At 65.0% G+C, this 14,939-nt stretch carries 15 protein-coding genes and 1 pseudogene; 12 read left to right on the top strand and 4 right to left on the bottom strand.

The features are described from left to right. Positions 1 to 299: 299 nt before the first annotated feature. Positions 300 to 818: a DUF6101 family protein gene (locus IVA80_RS14485; RefSeq protein ID WP_247430850.1), complete on the bottom strand. Its 519-nt coding sequence runs from the start codon at positions 816 to 818 to the stop codon at positions 300 to 302. A gap of 276 nt (positions 819 to 1,094) precedes the next feature. Here IVA80_RS14485 and IVA80_RS14480 point away from each other — a divergent pair, with 276 nt between their 5' ends. Genes IVA80_RS14480 through lpxK form a run of 6 tightly spaced genes read left to right on the top strand, consistent with a single transcriptional unit; the run spans position 1,095 to position 6,613 of the window. Continuing rightward, a complete protein-coding gene (locus IVA80_RS14480) occupies positions 1,095 to 2,486 on the top strand; it encodes a TldD/PmbA family protein (RefSeq protein ID WP_247430847.1) in 1,392 nt (463 codons plus the stop codon). Then, a complete protein-coding gene (locus IVA80_RS14475; protein ID WP_247430844.1) occupies positions 2,473 to 3,291 on the top strand; it encodes a 3'(2'),5'-bisphosphate nucleotidase CysQ in 819 nt (272 codons plus the stop codon). Before IVA80_RS14480 ends, IVA80_RS14475 begins: the two co-directional genes overlap by 14 nt. A gap of 60 nt (positions 3,292 to 3,351) precedes the next feature. Next, positions 3,352 to 3,597, top strand: coding sequence for a DUF4170 domain-containing protein (locus IVA80_RS14470; RefSeq protein WP_148744046.1), 246 nt, complete (start codon positions 3,352 to 3,354; stop codon positions 3,595 to 3,597). Beyond that, the gene (locus tag IVA80_RS14465) at positions 3,594 to 4,307 is read left to right on the top strand and encodes a lysophospholipid acyltransferase family protein (protein WP_247430842.1); all 714 of its coding nucleotides are present in this window, start codon (positions 3,594 to 3,596) and stop codon (positions 4,305 to 4,307) included. Before IVA80_RS14470 ends, IVA80_RS14465 begins: the two co-directional genes overlap by 4 nt. Continuing rightward, on the top strand, positions 4,270 to 5,604 hold the full coding sequence (locus IVA80_RS14460) for a 3-deoxy-D-manno-octulosonic acid transferase (RefSeq protein ID WP_247430839.1): 1,335 nt from the start codon (positions 4,270 to 4,272) through the stop codon (positions 5,602 to 5,604). Before IVA80_RS14465 ends, IVA80_RS14460 begins: the two co-directional genes overlap by 38 nt. Next, entirely contained in the window at positions 5,597 to 6,613 is a 1,017-nt protein-coding gene (lpxK, locus tag IVA80_RS14455) for a tetraacyldisaccharide 4'-kinase (protein WP_247430836.1), read from the top strand. The genes IVA80_RS14460 and lpxK overlap by 8 nt, the downstream gene beginning before the upstream one ends. Before the next feature lie 331 nt (positions 6,614 to 6,944). On the opposite strand, the gene IVA80_RS14450 is transcribed toward lpxK, so the two are convergent. After that, positions 6,945 to 7,229: a hypothetical protein gene (locus tag IVA80_RS14450; RefSeq protein ID WP_247430833.1), complete on the bottom strand. Its 285-nt coding sequence runs from the start codon at positions 7,227 to 7,229 to the stop codon at positions 6,945 to 6,947. A 524-nt stretch (positions 7,230 to 7,753) separates the two neighbouring features. Between IVA80_RS14450 and IVA80_RS14445 the strand changes: the two genes are divergently transcribed. Next, a complete protein-coding gene (locus tag IVA80_RS14445; RefSeq protein WP_247430830.1) occupies positions 7,754 to 8,059 on the top strand; it encodes a hypothetical protein in 306 nt (101 codons plus the stop codon). Positions 8,060 to 8,075: 16 nt separating this feature from the next. Here IVA80_RS14445 and IVA80_RS14440 read toward each other — a convergent pair whose 3' ends face one another. Further along, positions 8,076 to 8,303, bottom strand: a complete 228-nt coding sequence (locus IVA80_RS14440) for a DUF2093 domain-containing protein (protein WP_247430826.1) — start codon at positions 8,301 to 8,303, stop codon at positions 8,076 to 8,078. Positions 8,304 to 8,479: 176 nt separating this feature from the next. On the opposite strand from IVA80_RS14440, the gene IVA80_RS14435 reads away from it, so the two are divergent. Together IVA80_RS14435 and IVA80_RS14430 are read left to right on the top strand one after the other, a co-directional pair. Further along, on the top strand, positions 8,480 to 9,304 hold the full coding sequence (locus tag IVA80_RS14435; RefSeq protein WP_247430823.1) for a dienelactone hydrolase family protein: 825 nt from the start codon (positions 8,480 to 8,482) through the stop codon (positions 9,302 to 9,304). Between the two features lie 208 nt (positions 9,305 to 9,512). Further along, on the top strand, positions 9,513 to 9,662 hold the full coding sequence (locus IVA80_RS14430; RefSeq protein ID WP_247430820.1) for a hypothetical protein: 150 nt from the start codon (positions 9,513 to 9,515) through the stop codon (positions 9,660 to 9,662). 274 nt (positions 9,663 to 9,936) lie between these two features. Here IVA80_RS14430 and xseA read toward each other — a convergent pair whose 3' ends face one another. Further along, positions 9,937 to 11,574, bottom strand: coding sequence for an exodeoxyribonuclease VII large subunit (xseA, locus tag IVA80_RS14425; RefSeq protein ID WP_247430818.1), 1,638 nt, complete (start codon positions 11,572 to 11,574; stop codon positions 9,937 to 9,939). A 119-nt stretch (positions 11,575 to 11,693) separates the two neighbouring features. On the opposite strand from xseA, the pseudogene IVA80_RS14420 reads away from it, so the two are divergent. From IVA80_RS14420 to IVA80_RS14410, 3 genes and pseudogenes are all read left to right on the top strand, one after another. Then, a pseudogene (locus IVA80_RS14420) lies at positions 11,694 to 12,687 on the top strand (alpha/beta fold hydrolase). Positions 12,688 to 13,136: 449 nt separating this feature from the next. Then, positions 13,137 to 13,691: a hypothetical protein gene (locus IVA80_RS14415; protein WP_247430812.1), complete on the top strand. Its 555-nt coding sequence runs from the start codon at positions 13,137 to 13,139 to the stop codon at positions 13,689 to 13,691. Beyond that, positions 13,691 to 13,990 carry a transcriptional regulator gene (locus tag IVA80_RS14410; RefSeq protein ID WP_247430809.1) on the top strand — a complete coding sequence of 100 codons (300 nt, stop codon included), beginning with the start codon at positions 13,691 to 13,693 and terminating at the stop codon, positions 13,988 to 13,990. The genes IVA80_RS14415 and IVA80_RS14410 overlap by 1 nt, the downstream gene beginning before the upstream one ends. Positions 13,991 to 14,939: the final 949 nt, after the last annotated feature.

The raw sequence follows: 14,939 nt of genomic DNA, 5'->3' as shown, positions 1-14,939 counted from the left end.
GTGGGTACGGATCAAACGATCCGACCGGATATGAGGTGATGCAGTGAGCTGCAGAAAACTTCGGAAGCCAATCCTCGCCCGGAACACGGTCGTCGCGCTGCGCTACGCATGGCTCCGCGCGCCGCCCTCCTATCGTAAGTCCCTTACCCGGACAGATCGAACAGGCTTGACTTACAAATCCCCATATGAGGGTGGGCAGAGGCGCTCTTGCGCTGTGCCCACCATCTTTCCACGATTGCGAGAGAAGAGGTGGGCACGCTTTCCGCTTTGCCCACCCTACATAACCTACGAAATCCCGCTCAATTCCGCGCGATGATCTCGCGTTCGTTGCGGTGAACGGAGAGCTCACGCGCGATGCCGGCGCGGCGGCGCATCAAAAATTTCGGACGGCGGGCGCGGATCGCGTTGCAGCGGCGACGGCGCGGTGCGGGCTTGCGGGCACCTTCGTCGAGCTGCGGAAGCGCGAAGAGCTCGCTCCAGATCGCCCAGGCCTCGGTGAGCTCCTTGCCATCGGCGCTGACCAGCAGCGGAACGGAAAGCGAGGGATCGCGATGCACGAGAACGAGGGTCTGCGCCTCGTCGTTGCCACGCAACGCGACCCCGATGAAGTCGCTGACGCGGACGTTGATCGCCATCTGCATGCCGCGGACGGCACGGCGCAGCACGACGCGCTCGCGATGAAGCTCGATCTGCCTGGTGCATCCGTCGGCGCGCGGATCGTGCGCATCGAAGCGGACCGGAAGGGAAAGAGGGTCGAGCCGCAAGCTGCGGCTCGACCCGGCGGGAGCGATCCCGCATGTTGCTGTTTGACGCCTCACGGCCTTAGTTCTCCCCGCCGGGATTATGTTCCCGGTCGATGCGAGGACCTTAGCGCGGCCGTTGCCGAAACCGCTTAAAAAGGCTGGTTAATCGAGCGTCACCGCCGCGCATGATTGACAAGACCTTGGCGCGCATGATTGACGAGACGTTGCGCGCGGCCTGCGAATCTGAGCTTTTTGCGGGCTGAAACTGCTTGAAGTCCGCGCCAATCGGGCACATCTGGTGTTCAGGGCCGGTATCGCCCCGAAACCTCCCGCCGCAACAGGATTTCGTTTGTGAACCCTTCACCAAGCTCGACGCTTTCGCCCAAAGCCAATCGCGACCTGTTCGATCAGTCCGCGCTCTCCGATCTCGCACAGCGGCTCGTCGAGGCCGCCAAGCGCGCCGGTGCCGATGCGGCCGATGCGGTCGCTGTGCGCGGCATCTCGCAAGGCGTCGAGGTGCGCGACGGGCGGGTCGAGGAATCCGAACGGTCCGAGGGCGACGATGTCGGCCTGCGCGTGCTGGTCGGCCAGCGCCAGGCGGTGGTCTCGACCAACGACGCCAGCGGCGATGCCGTGACCAAGCTTGCCGAGCGCGCGGTTGCGATGGCACGCGTCGCGCCCAATGACAAATATGTCGGCCTAGCCGATCCCGCGCTGCTCGCGCGCGATTTCCCCGATCTCGATCTGCTCGATCCCGACGTGCCCGCAACCGCCGAGCTCGAGCGCCGTGCGCTCGAAGCCGAGGCCGCAGCACTTGCCGTAAAGGGCGTGACCAAATCCGGCGGCGCCTCCGCCTCCGCCGGCATGGGCGGCATGGTGCTCGTCACCAGCACCGGCTTCCATGGCTCTTACCTGCGCTCGAGCCAGGGCATTTCCGCCACCGCGATCTCAGGCGAAGGCACCGGCATGGAGCGCGATTACGACTTCACGTCGGCGCCGCACGGTGCCGATCTCTTGTCGCCGGACATCGTCGGCCGTTCCGCCGGCGAGCGCACCGTGGCGCGTTCCAATCCGCGCAAGGTCGAGACCTGCAAGGTGCCGGTTGTGTTCGATCCACGCGTTGCGGGCTCGCTGGTCGGCCATATCGTCGGCGCCATCAACGGCGCCTCGATCGCACGCAAGACCAGCTTTCTAAAAGACAAGCTCGGCCAGCAGCTCTTTGCAAAGAACATCCGCATCGTCGACGATCCCCTGCGCAAGCGCGGCCTGCGCTCGCAGACCTTCGATGCCGAAGGCGTCGCGGTGAAGAAAATCGCGCTGATCGACGAGGGCGTGCTCACGACCTGGCTGCTCGACTGCGCGACCGCGCGCGAGCTGGGGATGACGACCACCGGCCACGCCCATCGCGGCGTCTCGTCTTCGCCCTCGCCGGGACCGTACAATCTGCATCTCGAAGCCGGCACGCCGACGCCGGCCGAGCTGATCGCCGACATCAAGCAGGGCTTCTACGTCACCGATCTGATCGGCTCGGGCGTCAACGGCGTCACCGGCGATTACAGCCGCGGCGCCTCCGGCTTCTGGATCGAGAATGGGGAGCTGACCTATCCGGTCAGCGAGGTGACGATCGCAGGCCATCTGTTCGAGATCTTCAAGTCGATGCAGCCGGCGAACAATCTCGCGTTCCGCTACGGCATCAATGCGCCGACGGTGCGCATCGAGGGTTTAACGCTTGGCGGCCGCTGACGCGAATTCAACAGACGAAACCATCCTGACGCGCGACGCGGCGCTGCTGCAAGACACGGTGCGGGAAGCCGGCGCGCTCGCGCAATCGATGTTCCGCACCGAATTGAGGAAGTGGACCAAGGGCGCGTCCTCGCCGGTGTCGGAAGCCGACATCGCCGTCAACGACCTGCTCGAAGCGCGCCTGCGCACTGCGAGGCCCGATTATGGCTGGCTGTCCGAGGAGAGCGCCGACGACGAGGTGCGGCTGTCGCGGCGGCTGACTTGGGTGGTCGATCCCATCGACGGCACGCGCAATTATCTGGGCGGCCATGACGAATGGTGCGTCAGCGTCGCGCTGGTCGAGGATGCTTCGCCGGTGCTGGCTGCGGTGTTCGCGCCCACGAGCGACGAGTTCTTCTTCGCGGTCCGCGGGCAGGGCACGACGCTCAACGGCAAAGCCGTGCGGGCGGCGGGCGGATCTGTGCTCGACTTTTCCCGCGTCGCCGGCCCGAAGCCGATGGTCGAGCGACTCAATGCCGCCGGTGGCGACATCAAGCTGCATCCGCGAATCGGCTCGCTCGCGCTGCGGCTCTGCCGGGTCGCCGATGGCGTGCTGGATGCGGCTTTTGCGGGGGGCAACAGCCATGATTGGGACCTTGCGGCGGCCGATTTGATCGTGCAGGAAGCGGATGGTAGGATGAGCGACCTCTCCGGAGATCCCATCCTCTATAACCGCCGGGAAGTCACGCACGGAGTGCTGGTGGCAGCGGGTCGCGATCGTCATGCGGGCATCGTCGCGCATTTTCGAAATCGTCCCTTGCCCTGAGTGCCTCCGCTGTGCTTCTCGAACACTGCTTTGCCGGGCAGCCCGTTAGGAACAGAACCCATGCCAGATAGTGCCCCGCAACAACTGCTGCATCTCGTCATTGGCGGCGAGCTGCTCGATCTCGAGCACAACACCTTCAAGAATCTCGACGACGTCGAGATCGTCGGCCTCTATCCGAACTATGCGACCGCGCACGCCGCCTGGCGGGCCAAGGCGCAGAGCACGGTCGACAATGCGCAAATGCGCTATTTCATCGTCCATCTGCATCGGCTGCTCGACCCGAATCAAGAATCGAAGGCGCGTTGAAAAAGCTGCTTCGCAATACGCTGCGAAGCAGCTGGTTTCAGCGTGCCGTCGGGTTTCTGGCGGCCGAATATCTGCGTCTGGTCTGGCGGACCAACAGATTCACGTTCGATCCGCCGGACGTCTATGACATCGTCGAGCCGCAGATCCCCGCGATCTTCGCGTTCTGGCACGGCCAGCATTTCCTCACGCCCTTCATCAAGAACAAGGATTCCTACCGGGCCAAGGTGCTGATCTCGCGGCACCGCGACGGCGAGTTCAATGCGATCGCCGTGGAGCGGCTCGGCGTCGGCCTCATCCGTGGTTCCGGTGACCACGGTGGGGCCTTCCACCGCAAGGGCGGGGTGGGGGCGTTCAGGGAAATGGTGCACACCCTCCAGGACGGTTGTAATGTCGCGCTGACCGCCGATGTCCCCAAGCGCTCGCGCGTGGCCGGGCTCGGCATCATCATGCTGGCACGGGAATCAGGGCGGCCGATCATGCCTTTCGCGATGGCGACCAGCCGCTTCATCCGGCTCAAGAACTGGGACCGCACCACCATCAATCTGCCGTTCGGGCGGGGCGCATTGGTCGGCATCAAGGAGATCCACGTTCCACCGGACGCCAACGCCGCCACCATGGAAGCGCTGCGACTGGAGCTGGAAACGACCTTGAACGAGGCGACTCGCCGCGCCTATGCGCAACTCGGCCGCCTGGGGCCCCAAGATGGCTAATTCGCTGCCGATGACGCTGCGGATGTATCAGCGCCTGGCGTCAGGCCTGGTGCCGCTCGCGCCTGCGCTGATCAAGCGGCGGCTGAAGCAGGGCAAGGAAGATCCCGCGCGCGTCGGCGAGCGGCGGGGCCTGTCTCGGGACGTGCGGCCGCACGGCCCGCTGGTCTGGATTCACGGCGCCAGCGTCGGCGAGGTGCTTGCCGCAGCCGCGCTGGTCGAGCGCCTGCGCGAACTCAATCTGCGCATCCTGCTCACCTCCGGCACCGTCACCTCCGCCGCCGTCGTCGCAAAACGCTTTCCGCCCGACGTCATCCATCAATACGTGCCGTATGATTCCCCGCGCTATGTCGCGCGCTTCCTCGATCACTGGAAGCCGTCGCTGGCGCTGTTCATCGAATCCGACCTGTGGCCGAATCTGATCCTGGCGGGCGCAACGCGCCGGGTGCCGATGGTGCTGATCAACGGACGGATGTCGCCGCGCTCCTTCCCGCGCTGGCGACGCATGTACGGCACCATCTCGGCGCTGCTGTCGCGGTTCGACATCTGCCTTGCGCAGTCGAAGACAGATGCGGAGCGCTTCTCGGCGCTCGGCGGCCGCGACGTCGTCACCACGGGCAATCTCAAGCTCGACGTGCCGGCGCCGCCCGCTGATGCCGCAAAACTCGAACGGCTGATGGCGATGACGCGCGGGCGCCCGATCATGGTCGCGGCCTCGACCCATCCGGGCGAGGACGAGATGCTGGTCACGGCGCATCGCAGCCTGGTCGGTTTCTTCCCGCAGCTTTTGACGGTGATCGTGCCGCGGCATCCGGATCGCGGCTCCTCGATATCAGGCCTGATCACGGCGTCGGGTCTGAAGCCGGCGTTGCGCTCGCGCCAGGAATTGCCGACGGCCGCGACCGACGTCTATGTCGCCGACACCATGGGCGAGCTCGGCCTGTTCTACCGGCTCTCGCCGATCGTGTTCATGGGCGGATCGCTGATCCGCCATGGCGGCCAGAATCCGATCGAGGCGATCAAGCTCGGCGCGGCCATCGTCCACGGCCCGCATGTCTTCAACTTCGCCGATGTCTATGAGGCGCTCGATAGCAGCGGCGGGGCGCGCCAGGCCGACACGCAGGAGGCGCTGGTCAAGCAGCTCGGCCAGCTGCTGGCCGATCCCGCCATGCGCGACAAGATGCAGCGCGCAGGTAGTAGCGTGGTCGAGGATCTCGGCGGTGCGCTTAATCGCACCATGACCGCGCTCGAACCCTATCTGTTGCAGCTGCGGATCGAGATGGGGGCCGCCCATGCGTGAGCCGGACTTCTGGTACCGGCCGCGTTCCTTCAAGTCTCATGCGTTACGGCCATTGGGTTTGCTCTATGGCGCCATCACCGCGCGCCGCATGCTGCGCAAGGGTTTTGACGCCGGCATCCCCGTGATCTGCGTCGGCAATTACCATGTCGGCGGCGCCGGCAAGACGCCGACCGTGCTCGCGTTGACGAAGCTGCTTCGCGAGCTCGGCGAGACGCCGGTGGTGCTCAGCCGCGGCTATGGCGGGCGTTTGCAGGGCCCGGTGATGGTCGACCGGATGCGTCACACTGCGGCCGACATCGGCGACGAGCCGCTGATGATGGCGCGCGACGTCCACGTCGCCGTGGCGCGCGACCGCCTCGACGGCATCGTCCTGGCAAAGTCGCAGGGCGCGACCGTGATCCTGATGGACGACGGCTTCCAGAATCCGCGCCTGCTCAAGGACGCCTCCCTGATCGTGATCGACAGCGAGCGCGGCCTCGGCAACGGCAGGGTGTTTCCGGCCGGTCCCTTGCGCGCGCCGCTGAAGACGCAGCTTGCGCGCACCGATGCGCTGGTGCTGATCGGCAAAGGCCATGCCGCGGACGACGCCGCGGCCGAGCTTGCCAAACGCGACAAGCCGGAGCTGCGTGCGCGCCTGAAGCCGGATGCGGCCTCGGTCGCGCAGCTCTTCGGCAAACGAGTTCTTGCGTTCGCGGGCATCGGCGATCCCGAGCGTTTCTTCCGGACGCTGCGCGCCAGCGGCATCGAGGTCGTGCGCACGCGCCCCTTCGCCGATCACCACATGTTTTCGCAAGACGAGATCGCCGCGCTCGCAGCGGAGGCACAGCGCGAGCAACTCACGCTGGTGACGACGGAAAAGGATACTGCGCGCCTGCGCGGCTGTGAGGGCCTGCCCGACGGCATCGTTCCGTTCGCCGTGCAACTCGAATTCGATGATCCGGCAATGCTGCGACAACTGATCAGCGATCATCTCTACAAGGCGCGCGAGCGGCGGTTCAGCAGGCGATGATCTCGCAGGGTGGGCAAAGCGACTCCGCCGTAGCCCAAAGAGCGAAGGCGACGACGGCCCCGGTATCCCTGCCGTTCTGAAGTGACCGGGAGCGGCGCCATAGGTCCGACCGAACGTGCCTGCCGGCGGCCTCGCTAACGGCCTGCGATCGCGGTTCAGCGGTCAATCATGCTCACCACGCGCCAGCGGCCATCAATCCAATAATGGTCAGGCAAGAGACGCAGGCCACCATGGCAGTATAGTACTCGGGTGTATTCATTGCTGCCTCCCAAACTGTTACTAATTCCTTGGTCACTGCTACGCGGGAGAGATCGCCGGTCTCGGGGCCGCTTCAATTCGGCACGCACCGACCGGTCTTGCGTTGTGCGTCCGTCCTCTCATCGTCACCCTGATCCGGATGATGATGCGCTTCGAGAGCTTCAGAGCGTTCAGCTGCGATCAGAAGCTGTTTCCGCATTTCAGCGAGGCGGGCGCGGCAATATTCACGATAGAGCAGGTCTAATATGGTGGGCATGATCACCCCCATCGTTTGACTTCCGATATACAGATATTCCACCGCGAAATTTTCTTGGTGATTGTAGCCCGTCAGATGGCTCTTCGATATGAGCCCGTTCACAGACTGCGCCAATTCCAAAACTCAATGGGCGTTTGGTTGACTTGATTGTCTGTGCGATAAAAAAGAACAGGGCTAGTTACCTAAGGTCCAGTATAGCAGCCCTCTGTTTCACCAAGACTTCGTCAAACAACTTAAGGGCGCCGAGTCGCGACAAAGAATCCAACCACAGCGCGAAATGGCTAACCACGGAGTGCACGCACTATTCGATGCAACGCTGCAGCCCTCTGCCATTCAGGTCATCGCGCTATCGGTTCCAGACGATCAGGAGAAGCCGACGATCCGGCAGCGCTCCGGCAACTGATCAGCGATCAGCTCTACAAGGCGCGCGAGCGGCGGTTCAGTCGGCGATGATTCCGTAGGTCTCGTAGAGTGGGCACAGCGCAGCGTGTCCACCATCTTTTGTTCGAATTCGCGGTGATGTGGTGGGCACAGCGCTTCACGCCTTTGCCATCCTACGGCACCCCGCCGTTCAGGCGACATTCATCGCAAGACTCCTATCGATCCGGGACGATCAGGAGAATTCGATGAAACTGCTGTCTGCGGCCGTCGCCGCCAGCCTTGTGTGTCTGATCATTGCGCCCGTGCTTGCACAAACGACGCCGTCCGCTGCTCCGACCGGCACGGTGCCGGTTCCCGCGGCCAAGCGCGTGACGTGTCTGGCCACGACGGCGAGCCTGAAGGGCCAGGACAAGCGCGACCAGATGCAGCTCTGCATGGCGCAGGCGCGGCTCGACTGCCTGAAGCAGGCGGTCGATCAGAAAATCGTCGGCGAGATCAGGAAGAGTTTCATCAAGACTTGCGTTGGCGGGGATGGCACGGAGCAGCAATAGATCCGCCGGCGCGGCCTTACGGCTGCGGCCTCGGTGCGCCGGGGTAATGCCGCTGCAACACGGCGGCGGGCGTGGCGTAGGCTTCCTGGAGGTCTACGCTCCAGTACTTCAGCTCGTCGAGCGGGATCCGGGTGTCGGTGATCGCGCAGCGCACGAACGTCCCCGGCGAGATCACGCGGAAATCGCCGTCGAGATATTGCACCTGCGCTTCGCCATGGCCCGAGGGGCCGAACTTGTTCAGCACGGTCGAAAGTCTCCGTGGAAGGCCTCTCCTTGGGAAACCCTGGAGGGCACGATGTGTCGGACGGAATTTAGCATAGATAGGGCGGCTTGTCCGCCCGGTAAACCCACCGGTCTGTGATGTTTTGGCGTCGTTTCCACGTGATAGTGCTTGGACGAAGGATCCAACGGCAGAGTCCGATGCGCCTTCGACTGAGCGCCCTGTTCCTGATGCTCTTGATGTCGGCCGCGCACGCCGCGCCGGCGCCGCAGCAGGTCGACATTCCGCTGTCGTCCGGAATCCTGCGCGCGCAGCTCTACAAGCCCGAAGGCGAGGGGCCGTTTCCGACCGTGATCGCGCTGCACGGCTGCGGCGGGCTCAGTGGTCATTCCGATCCGGTGCTGCCGCGCTATCGCGATTGGGCCGAGCGGCTGCTCAAGGCCGGCAACGCCGTGCTGCTGCCTGACAGCTACGGCTCGCGCGAGCTTGGGCCGCAATGCCGGGTCAAGGAGATGCACGTCAAGGCGCGGCGCGAGCGCGTTGCCGATATCGCGGCGTCACGCGCCTGGCTGGCGAAGCAGGCCTGGGTGGCGCGCGACCGTGTCAGCCTGATCGGCTGGGCCAACGGCGCCAGCGCGCTGCTCTGGGCGGTGCGTCCGCAGAGCGCGGCGCGCGACCGGGGTCCGGATTTCCGCGCCGCGATCGCGTTCTATCCGGACTGCCGAATCTCCGCCGGCCTCGGCTGGAGCACGCGGGTGCCGACCCTGGTGCTGATCGGCGCCAATGACGACGTGTCGTCGCCGCCGGCCTGCCGCCAGATGGTCGAGGGCGCGCATGGGCGCAGCGCGCTCGCGCGCATTGTGGTCTATTCCGGCGCCTATCACGATTTCGACCGCGCCAACACGCCGCTGCACGCAGCTGCCGGCAGCACCGACGCCGCCGCACCGGAGCACGGCCATCTCGGCACGGATACCGAGGCGCGCGCGGAGTCGCAGAAGGAAGTTTCGGAGTGGTTGGCGCGGTAGCCCGGAGAAGCGGACTTGTCCCGCCGAAGCTCGCAAAGCGAAGGCCGAAGCGGGGCCGCCCGAGGAACAACGGCGGACAGCCCCGCATCGACCACCGCCCTGCACGGACGAAGATGGCCGACCGAGAATCTACGGATCGCGCGCCAAGCGGGTTTCAGCATGTGGCTGCGCCATCATTCGACCATGATGTCGATTAAACGCATCGTTCATGCGCAACCGCTTCGTCCTTTTCTCATCCGCACTGGTCGTCTTCACCGTCGCGATCTTCCTGTTCGAAGCCCACGCCGGCGCGCCGCAATTCGCGCCGGAACATTGCGGCTTCTGGACCACGATCGACGCGGGATTGTCCTGCCGCTGAAGGGTTCCTTGTTAGTCCCGTCACCCTGAGGTGGCCGCTTCTTCAGCGGCCCTCGAAGGGCGACGGCCCGGCTACATCTCGGCCGCTCATCCTTCGAGGCTCCCGGCGCGATGCTGCGCATCGCGCCACTCGCACCTCAGGATGACGGAGCTGAACGGTCTGAGCCTCCCCTCGCAATGACGAAATAGGGCTGCATGCGCGCGCCCCACAGTCGCTGTCTTCACCCGGCTTGACCGGGCGATCCAGTGCTCAGGGCGGAGCGGCGTCCTTGCGCCTAAAACAAATTGCCCTGATCCACCGGCTTGCCCACGCGCTTCGGCGCGGGCTTGGCCTCTTGCGCGGCCGGCTTCGGTTGCTGCACGCGCTTTGCCAATGGCGCCGGGCGATCCGCGTCGGCGGTCGCGCCGACACGGCCATCGGCAAACTCGATCTCGACGCGTGCGCCCGGCCCGATCGCGTCTGCCGCATGCAGGGGACGGCCAGCTTCATCCCGCACCAGCGCAAAGCCGCGCGCGAGCACGCTGCGATAGGACAGCGCAGAGAGCAGCTTGCCGCTGTTCTCGACGCGCGCATCGAGCCGCTGCAAGAGCGTCGCCAGCGCGCGGCCCGCACGTTCGTTCAGACGATGCGTGCGCTCGCGCTGGCGGGCAATCGCGTTGCGCTGTGCCTGCGCGTTGGAGAGTTTGGAGGCGCGCAACCGAACCTCCAGCCCGGCAAAGCGGTCGCGCCGCCGCCGCAGCAGCGAGCGCGCCGACAGGCCGAGCCGCTCGCCGCACACGGTGAGGCGATGATCGGCCTGCGCAATCTGGCCGTGCAGCACCCGCAGCGTCAGCTTGGCGCCGGCGGCGGTAAACCGGCGGAAATGCGCATGCGTGTTAGCCTTGAGACAGCGGGGCAGGGATGCGCCCGCCGAATCCAGCCGTTGCCGCGGAATCGCGAGCAGATCGCCGGCCGCCGGAAGTGCGCGCGCGGCGGCGCGTAGCTCGCTGCGGCGGCTCTCATAGGCGCGCTGCCAATAGGCGCGGGTGCGGCGGGCGAGATCGGCGACCTCGACGAACAGATCGCCGCGCACCGGCACCGCCATCTCGGCCGCGGCCGTCGGCGTCGGCGCGCGCTTGTCGGCGACGAAATCGATCAGCGTGATGTCGGTCTCGTGACCGACCGCCGAGATCAGCGGGATCATGCTCTCGGCCGCTGCCCGCACCACGATCTCCTCGTTGAACGACCAGAGATCCTCCAGCGAGCCGCCGCCGCGCGCGACGATCAGCACGTCGGGCCGCGGAATCTTGCCGCCCTCCGGCAGCGCGTTGAAGCCGCGGATCGCGGCTGCGACCTGCTCGGCCGAGCCTTCGCCCTGCACCTTCACCGGCCACACCAGCACGTGGCGCGGAAAGCGATCCTCCAGCCGGTGCAGGATGTCGCGGATCACCGCGCCGGTCGGCGAGGTCACGACCCCGATCACCTCCGGCAGCCAGGGCAGGAGCTGTTTGCGTGCCTCGTCGAACAGGCCCTCGGCGGCGAGCTTCTTCTTGCGCTCCTCCATCAGCGCCATCAGCGCGCCGATGCCCGCCGGCTCCAGCGCCTCGATCACGATCTGGTACTTTGAGGAGCCCGGATAGGTGGTGAGCTTGCCGGTGGCGATGACCTCGAGCCCTTCCTGGGGCTTGAAGCGCATGCGGCCGTGCACGCCCTTCCAGATCACCGCCTCGATCTTGGCGCTCTCGTCCTTGAGCGCGAAATAGCAATGGCCGGAGGAATGCGCTCCGCGAAATCCTGAGATCTCGCCGCGCACCCGGACGTGGCCAAAGGCGTCCTCGACCGTCCGCTTCAGGGACTGCGAGAGCTCGGAGACGGTGAATTCAGGGGCGTTGAGCAGTGGTTCCGCAGGCGGCATCGGCAAACGATTCGGCATTTTGGGGTCAGACCCGACGTTAAGGATTTTCGCCGCGCGGCGCCAATCCGGGGATTGATCGCAAGAGTACTCTGGATTATGGAGTTCTCTATAGATAGTCAGATTGACAGGAGGTGGTCATGGCGATTCGGCTGCTGCGCGGCGTATTGAATGGACTGAAATGGACCCTGTGCGCTGATCCTGGGCGCGATGATCGCGACGCCGCTGGAGCGGCCGCCCGAGATGCGCTCGGTCTCGGACTCCGCCAAGGGGATCGACTGGTCCACGCTGCCGCCGCTCGAGCGCTTCCAGGCCCGCGACGGCACCTGGATCGGCTTCCGCCACTACGCGTCGAACGGACCGGCGACCGGCCGCGGCGCGATCTTCATCCACGGCTCCTCCGGCTCCAGCGGCACCGTCAACCACGCGCTGACCCATGCGATCGCCGCGCGCGGCGTGGAGACCTGGGCGCTCGACATGCGCGGCCATGGCGGCTCCGGGACGCGCGGCGACATCGGCTATGTCGGCCAGCTCGAGGACGATCTCGTCGATTTCGTCGCGCAAATCCGCAAGAGCGCGCCCGACCTGCCGCTCACTTTGATCGGCCATTCCGCCGGCGCCGGCTTCTCGCTGCGCGTCGCCGCGACCCCGATCATGCAGGACATGTTCGTGCGCACCGTGCTGCTCGCGCCCTATCTCGGTTACGACGCGCCGACCAACAGGCCGCATTCCGGTGGCTGGGCCAATGCCGACATTCCGCGCTTCCTGGGCCTCGCCGCGCTACGCAACCTCGGCATCGACTGCTGCTCGCAGCTTCCGGTGCTGGCCTTCGCGGTCCGGCCGAACTTCGAGAAGATCCTCGTCTCCACTTATTCTGATCGCCTGATGCGCAACTTCGCCACGCACGGCTATCGCCTCGATTTGCCGGCGGTGACGCATCCGATGACGATCTTCGGTGGCGCCGAGGACGAGATGATGATTTCGGACAAATATGCGGAGACCGTGCAGGCGGTGAAGCCTTCGGTGGACGTCAAGATCATCGACGGCGTCAACCACATGGGCATCGTCACCAATCCGAAGGCGATCTCGGTCATCGCCGACGACGTCGCAACGCGCGGGGCAGGGCAGTCATGATGCGCCCCGTTGACGGCAACGCAATCGCAGATGGAAGCGGTTTCCCCGTGGCCATCCTTCGAGACGCCCGCCTGCAGCGGGCCCTCAGGATGAGGGCGGAGTTCGCGGCAGCCGCTTCAACGGGTCCTGGTGCAGCTGAGCCTCATCCTGAGGAGACCGCTGGAAGCGGTCGTCTCGAAGGACGAGGCACGCGCTCAGGTGTCACCGACCTCGCGGCCATCCTTCGAGACGCCCGCCTGCGGCGGGCCCTCAGGATGAGGGCGGAGTTTGCGGCAGCCGCCTCAACGGGTCGCGGTGCAGCTGAGCCTCATCCTGAGGAGACCGCTGGAAGCGGTCGTCTCGAAGCCTCATCCTGAGGAGACCGCGTAGCGGTCGTCTCGAAGGACGAGGCGCGCGCCCAGGTGTCACCGAGCGTCATACGAGATAGCCCAGGGACAGAAAGGGACGACATGATCGACAGCAAGGAGGCGTCCGCCGCGCTGGCCGACATCGACGACATCGTCCAGCGCGTGAAGCAATCGCAGCTCTATGAGCTCGCGAGCCTCGCGGCCATCTGGTGGGGCATATTGGTGTTCGCAGGCAATCTCGTCACCTGGCTCTGGCCGGTCTACGCGGTCTACGCCTGGGTTGCCGTGGACGTTGTCGGCGTCGTCGGTCTGGTTGCGCTGCGCCTATTCAATCCGCCGCACCACCCCCAAGGTGCCGCCTTCGACATCAGGCTGCTGCTGGTGTTCGTGCTGTTCTTCGCCTTCGGTTATCTCTGTACCAACGTCCTCGGCCATTTCGGTCCGCGCCAGCTGGGCGCGTTCTGGCCGCTCTACTTCATGCTGTTCTACATGCTGGCGGGTCTGTGGTTCGGCTATGCCTTCGTCGCGATCGGTCTCGGCATCTCGGCGCTGACGCTGATCGGCTTCTTCACTATCGGCGAGGCATTCCCGCTCTGGATGGCCTTCGTGAACGGCGGCGGCCTGATCCTCGGCGGCCTCTGGATGCGGCGGATCTGATGGCCGAGTTCGACGACATCATCCACCAGCCGTTGCGATTGAAGATCATGGCGGCGCTGAACGCGCTGCCGGTTTCAGCCGGCCTGGAGTTTTCGCGATTGAAGAAGCTCACAGGCGCCACCGACGGCAATCTCGGTGCGCATATCGAGACCCTGGCCAAGGCCGGTTACGTCACAGTGAACAAAGCCTTTGTGGGCAAGAAGCCCCAAACCACGGTCACCGTCACCGCGGCCGGCCGCGGTGCCTTCGCGCGCCACGTTGCGACGTTGCAGGAGATCATTGCGGGGAAGCAGGGGTAACGCCGATCGTCATCTCGGGGCGTTGCACAGCGACGCTTGCTTCAGATCGCGGCGCCGATTGCTGTGCCCTCTCCCCTTGTGGGACAGGGCAGCGAGGACGGTGCCACAAACTCAATCGGGTGAGGGGTCACGCTATGCAAGCTGGACTTCGCGGAGCCGTTCAAGGCTGAGGCTGTTCGGCGCTTGGGGTGTTCGTGCTGCCGGTTGGCGTTATCGCCGGGTACGTCACGTTCGACGAGGAGCGGCACTAGTGGGCGCCGTTCGTGGTGCTCTTTATCTACTTTCCGCCACAGCAAGTAGGTGCGCGGCCGTTATCTAGACGGACCCCGGTGCTCAACGAAAGCAAAACCTGAACTATTTCAGATAGAAAAGAGAGGGGCGGGACGTTAGTTCCGCCCCATGTCGTTTGGGCGGAGAAGTATCCATCCTTGCGTTATAATAGCTGCTGAGAGGCTGAAGAAGTTAACGCGATTCAAACTGCCCTAGTTTTAAAGGGGTATTCGAGTCTCGGGATATTAACCATTCTGCCTTAGGCTGATTGGCAAACATTCGGACCCCTCATTGTGAGGACAGGGATATGGCGACTGAGAAACTGCCCCAACGGGCGGGTGATAAAACTCGGCCTGAATCTGAGCTGAGCCAGATCCTGGCCCGGGCGCCTGAGCTTATCGCCGCTGCAGGCCCGCGGTATGGCTGCTTCCTGGTGTTTGCGGCCATCATGAGGAGCCGGGGGCCGTGGGGCGTGGCCATCGGTTCGGTCGCTGTGCTGCTGTACAAGTACGGCCTGCGATAGCTGATGGTCGCGCTACGCCCAAAGGGGTGTTGACCGGAATCCCCGTAATTACTATCCATATACGCACTGAAGCCCGCCTCGGGTTGGATTCGAGAACGGGCTTCAGCTCTTACCCCTTGTGGAAGGGGGCAGTACGGGGTGGGTGACCGAGGTCAC

The organism is Bradyrhizobium sp. 139 (assembly GCF_023074175.1).
Classification (GTDB): Bacteria; Pseudomonadota; Alphaproteobacteria; order Rhizobiales; family Xanthobacteraceae; genus Bradyrhizobium.
This window is presented reverse-complemented; position numbering and strand designations above follow the sequence as displayed.

What these genes read in the sequence shown, in the direction of transcription:
- IVA80_RS14460 (WP_247430839.1), top strand. Translation starts at nt 4,270, where the DNA reads ATGCGCAACTCGGCCGCCTGGGGCCCCAAGATGGCTAATTCGCTGCCG.
- IVA80_RS14445 (WP_247430830.1), top strand. Translation starts at nt 7,754, where the DNA reads ATGAAACTGCTGTCTGCGGCCGTCGCCGCCAGCCTTGTGTGTCTGATC.
- IVA80_RS14410 (WP_247430809.1), top strand. Translation starts at nt 13,691, where the DNA reads ATGGCCGAGTTCGACGACATCATCCACCAGCCGTTGCGATTGAAGATC.
- IVA80_RS14435 (WP_247430823.1), top strand. Translation starts at nt 8,480, where the DNA reads ATGCGCCTTCGACTGAGCGCCCTGTTCCTGATGCTCTTGATGTCGGCC.
- IVA80_RS14415 (WP_247430812.1), top strand. Translation starts at nt 13,137, where the DNA reads ATGATCGACAGCAAGGAGGCGTCCGCCGCGCTGGCCGACATCGACGAC.
- xseA (WP_247430818.1), bottom strand. Translation starts at nt 11,574, where the DNA reads ATGCCGAATCGTTTGCCGATGCCGCCTGCGGAACCACTGCTCAACGCC.
- lpxK (WP_247430836.1), top strand. Translation starts at nt 5,597, where the DNA reads ATGCGTGAGCCGGACTTCTGGTACCGGCCGCGTTCCTTCAAGTCTCAT.
- IVA80_RS14470 (WP_148744046.1), top strand. Translation starts at nt 3,352, where the DNA reads ATGCCAGATAGTGCCCCGCAACAACTGCTGCATCTCGTCATTGGCGGC.
- IVA80_RS14430 (WP_247430820.1), top strand. Translation starts at nt 9,513, where the DNA reads ATGCGCAACCGCTTCGTCCTTTTCTCATCCGCACTGGTCGTCTTCACC.